The organism is Pseudomonas avellanae BPIC 631 (genome assembly GCF_000444135.1).
Lineage (GTDB): Bacteria > Pseudomonadota > Gammaproteobacteria > Pseudomonadales > Pseudomonadaceae > Aquipseudomonas > Aquipseudomonas avellanae.
This window is the reverse complement of the sequence record NZ_ATDK01000393.1, coordinates 1-4,495: the sequence shown is the minus strand read 5'-3', so window position 1 is coordinate 4,495 and position 4,495 is coordinate 1. Positions and strand designations below refer to the sequence as shown.

The 4,495-nt window shown below is 53.2% G+C and carries 2 protein-coding genes; both read right to left on the bottom strand.

Annotated elements, in window-relative coordinates:
* Nucleotides 1-43: 43 nt before the first annotated feature.
* On the bottom strand, nt 44-2,902 hold the full coding sequence (locus DW49_RS0122765) for a type I restriction endonuclease subunit R (RefSeq protein ID WP_024421424.1): 2,859 nt from the start codon (nt 2,900-2,902) through the stop codon (nt 44-46).
* Entirely contained in the window at nt 2,899-4,314 is a 1,416-nt protein-coding gene (locus DW49_RS0122760) for an ATP-binding protein (RefSeq protein WP_005620443.1), read from the bottom strand. Before DW49_RS0122760 ends, DW49_RS0122765 begins: the two co-directional genes overlap by 4 nt.
* Nucleotides 4,315-4,495: the final 181 nt, after the last annotated feature.

The window sequence follows — 4,495 nt, the reverse complement described above, 5'->3', positions numbered from 1 at the left end:
TGTACTGTTTGCGAAATAATTTACCCGTGTCCCGCAACCTAAGTTATTGATAAAATTTGAATTTTACGTTAGTTAGTAGCTGGTTTTTTCGAAAACAGTACACTAGCTCACCAATCCGCTTGAGGTACTCTTCGTACTCGATGGCCTTTTCCTTACGCAGCTTGATGATTTCATCGAGCTGCGCCGACATTTTGGCGAAGTAAGCCGGGTCGGTCAGGTTTTCCTTGATGATCTTGCTGCGAACGTTGTTCTCAATCGTTTCGGCTATCGCTCCCTGATTGCCTTTCATCTCACTTAATTTCTCGGCAATGGCCTGGCCAATACCCGTCTTCACGATCAAGTCCAGCAACCCCATATTGTCAAAGGGAGAAATTTTGCGCGACTCGCTGGCCTCAATATAGGTGTCGATCAAATGCCGCATATCCGCTTCAAATGGCTTGATGTCGAGTGTCTCCCCGCTGGCCATACGGATGATTTCGCGCAGCATAAGGTATCGATCCCGCCTGCGCTTGATTTCTTCAATCTGCGCCAAACTGTAACCTGCCGCTTCCATCTCATCAGCCAGATTCGCATACGCGCGCAACAGCATAACTATGGTCCGGTAGAGGACTACTCGCAGTGGTTCGCGGTTTTGCAGATCATCTGCTATCTCGGTATTGCCGCAGAAGTAGTGAATATGTGCCAACTCATCCTTGGGTGGAGCTACCGGCTCACATAACAGCGCCAACGCTTCCAATGCATCGTCCAGACGTTCCTTGCCCTGCGCCAGACGATCGTGCAACAGCACTTCTGGATCTACTCCGCCAGCGCTGTGATCCAGCTCTGAGGTGTAGACCGCGATGGCATTCTCAACACTCTTGAACAAGTCCTTATAGTCGACAATATAGCCAAACTCCTTGTCCTCGCCGTCCAGACGATTGGTCCGGCAGATGGCTTGAAACAGGCCATGGTCGTGCATCGACTTGTCGATATACAGATAACTGCACGGCGGTGCGTCAAATCCGGTAAGCAGCTTGTCCACCACCACTAACAGCCTCATGTTGGCCGGTTCCTTGATAAACAGCGCCTTGGCCCGTTCTTCATACGTTTCAGTTTTGGACATGCCAGGCTTTGCCTGTACACCTTCCAGCAGGTCCATGTAGGTGCTGTAGATAAATTGCTTGTCGGTTTCAGTATTCGCGCCGGTTTCCTCCAGCGTCACATCCTTGGCCAAAGGGTTGTAGGACGTGATGATTGCGCACTTGCTCTTGAACAATGACTTCTGGAACAGAGTGAAGTATTTGCAAGCCTCATAGATGCTGGAGGCGACAAAAATAGCGTTGCCGCGCAGGCTGGACAGGCGCGGTTTAGTACTGAAGTCGAAGATGATATCCGCCACCACGCGGTCCATACGCGACTTGGAGCTGAGCACATTCTGCATGGTGCCCCACTTTTGCTTCAGTTCATCCTTCTGCCACTTGTTCAATGCCTTGGTGCTGTTCTCAAACCACTGGTCAATTTTTTCTGAAGACCCCAGCCTGGTATCAATGTCACGGGCTTCGTAGAGGAGGTCCAGCACCACCCCATCTTCCACCGCCTCACTGAACTTGTAGGTATGAATGTAACCACCAAACACTTCCAGACTTGTGGCCTTGTCCTGCTTGAGCAGCGGCGTGCCGGTGAAGCCTATGAACACCGCATTGGGCATCAGCGCCTTCATCACTCGATTGAGCCGGCCGCCCTGAGTCCTGTGGCACTCATCGACAAACACGAACAGCTCACCCATGGTCTGGCTAGGTTGGGCCTGCAGTTCCTTGATAAATGCCTCGAAGGCCTTGTCATCTTTACCTTTAGTAGAGCCGCCAAACTTATGCACCAGCGAGCACAGCAGGCGTGGACTTGGCTGACTGAGCTGGCGCATAAGCTCATGGCCACTGCCCGTGCGGCAAATGGTTTCGCCAGCATCGCGGAACACCCTTTCAATCTGCTTATCCAGCTCGTCACGGTCAGTGATGATGGCTACTCGGGCATGCGGGTTATTCTCCAAAATCCACTTGGCCAACAGCACCATCAAAATGCTTTTTCCTGCGCCCTGAGTGTGCCAAATAATACCGCCCTGGCGCTGCTTCACATGCGCCTGCGCAGCTTTGATGCCGAAGTACTGGTGTACTCGTGGCAACTTTTTCACACCGCCGTCAAACAGCACAAAATCGTGCATCAGCTCAATCAGCCGAGCCTTGTCACACATTTTCAGCAGGTACTTGTCCAGTTTGTAGTGGCAATTATCGGATTCATCTTCTTTCCATGTAAGAAAGTACTTTTCCTGAGTGCCGGTTGTGCCATAGCGCAGCCCCTCAGAGTCATTGCCAGCAAAGACGAACTGCACGGTACTGAAGAACCACTCATTGAACTCAGGCCGCTGATTGGACAAGCTCTGGCGCATTCCGTCACCAATGCTAATGCGGCTGTTCTTCAGCTCCAGCACGCCAATAGCTATACCGTTCAGGTAGAGCACAATATCCGGCCGACGCTCCAGCTTGCCCTTGAGCGTAACCTCCTCGGCAATAGCAAAATCATTTTTCAGTGGCTCAACCCAATTGATCAGATGCACCGTCTCGGTCATCTTGCCGACTTCGGTTTTCACCGGCAAACCGTAGCGCAGCAACTGATAAACAGCTCGATTGGTGCCATACAGCGTGCGGTCGGATTTGTTGGCCTCAGTGTTGAGCTTGTGCAGCACGGCATTGATCTGCGCCTGGCTATAACCCGCTCCGCTCAAGTAAGCACTGAGCAAACCCTCTTCGATATTGCTGTTGTTGACGCGCTCTGCCCAGTCGCCGAGATGCCTGTAACCCAACACCTCAACAAACAACTTAGCCACACGGTTTTGTGTCACGCGTTCTGCTTTGCCGATATCGGTCATTTGAGTATTTCCCAGCGTCCATTCTTGGTTGGGCCAACATGCCGGATCACTCCGGCTGCTCGCAGCTTGTTTAGATGATATTTGATGCCATCGGCACTTAGGCCGAGCTGCGTTGCCAACTCCCGCCTGGTTGTCGTCGGTTGCTGACGTAATAAGGTCAGAATTTTTCCTTGGACCGATTCTGAATCGATTTCTTGGGTAGCTTCTTGGGTAGCTTCTTGGGTAGCTTCTTGGGTAATCAACGTTAGATCCGCCGGGATTACCCCCAAATCCAATCTTACCTCCTCACCCAAAGCCTCGGCGAGTTGCTCCGGCTCGGCTCGAAAGGTAATCATCAATCCCGACATGCTGCTGTCAAATAACGGAGCAGATATACAGTGCTTACGGCATTCACTGAGGATCTTCTCGATGCCACGCCCCCAAGACTCCACGTAGCCAGCGCGGAAGAACGCCGAAGCCAACAGCGGGTTGAAAGGATGGGACGGATGCTTGGCTAGCAATTGTTGCTGTGTCCAATGCTCCGGCAACTGGCCTGGGTTCCAAATCACGATCTGGTGGTCATACACACTGATCTGAATCGGTATGCCGCTGGCGTAATCCTTGTGGATCACTGCGTTGAGCAGCGCCTCGCGCAAGGCCTGCAAAGGGAACAGGTAACGCTCAACACGCTGAATACCTTCGTAGCGAATATACGCCTTGAGGTATTTGCTGTGCAGCAGCTCCAGGGTCTTTTCCACCTGAGAGAATAGGTCGCCGTGGATTTGATCCTGGTAGCGCAGGTCGTCATCAGTGACGAAAAAACCGATCTTGATAGAGGCGCCAGATACGAAACGTTCGGGCTGGGTGCCAAACAGCAGCGCAGTGGCGCGCTTTAGGTAGTGCCCTTCCTCCAGTTGCAGGCTGGCCAGCAAGGCAGCGTCGCTATCATCCAGCACTGCGTCGTCCACCCGCCCGCTTCTGGCCGCCCGAGTGCGGAACCCTTGCAGCGCGGCAGGCTGGCAATCGTCTAGGGTGAGGCCCGATAGCGGCACGCCATCCCAGTGCAGGCCCTGCTTGCGCAGCAAAAAGCGCGACAGCGCTGCACCTTTCAATTCCTGCTTAGTGCTGCCGCTGCGGTAGTGGTATTCGCCCTTGTAGCTAACCGGACTGGGGTATGCCGGCACCACAATCTCCAGCAGTACCTTGCCCGCTTCCTCACACAGGTTCACATCCACCATGATCCCCAGTACATCGCGCACCTTGTTCGGGATCTCCTCCAGCAGGCGGGCCGCATCGACCACACCCACTGGTTCGCCGGAATCGCTGCGGCCAATTTCCAGCACGCCGCCCTCAGCATTGGCGAAACCGCATATCCACTTCAGATACTCGTCGCGCCACACGGCCTTCCATTCCCGCTGCTGGTGTTCACTCATACCAATCGAATCCTTCCAGTGAGGAGTTCCTGCATCATGCCTTGTTTAAGGTGGCGGGCTTTTTGGAGTTTGGTTTCTAGTGTGCCGTCTCAAAATTAACTTCTCTCATGCCTGCGTGCTCATTGCCGCGCGGGCTCGCTGTATTTTGTTCAAAATATCTTCTCCCTTAGCGTTCCAAACG

Bases quoted from the DNA above. Each gene is read 5' to 3' on its own strand.
- DW49_RS0122760 (WP_005620443.1), bottom strand. From the start codon at position 4,314: ATGAGTGAACACCAGCAGCGGGAATGGAAGGCCGTGTGGCGCGACGAG.
- DW49_RS0122765 (WP_024421424.1), bottom strand. From the start codon at position 2,902: ATGACCGATATCGGCAAAGCAGAACGCGTGACACAAAACCGTGTGGCT.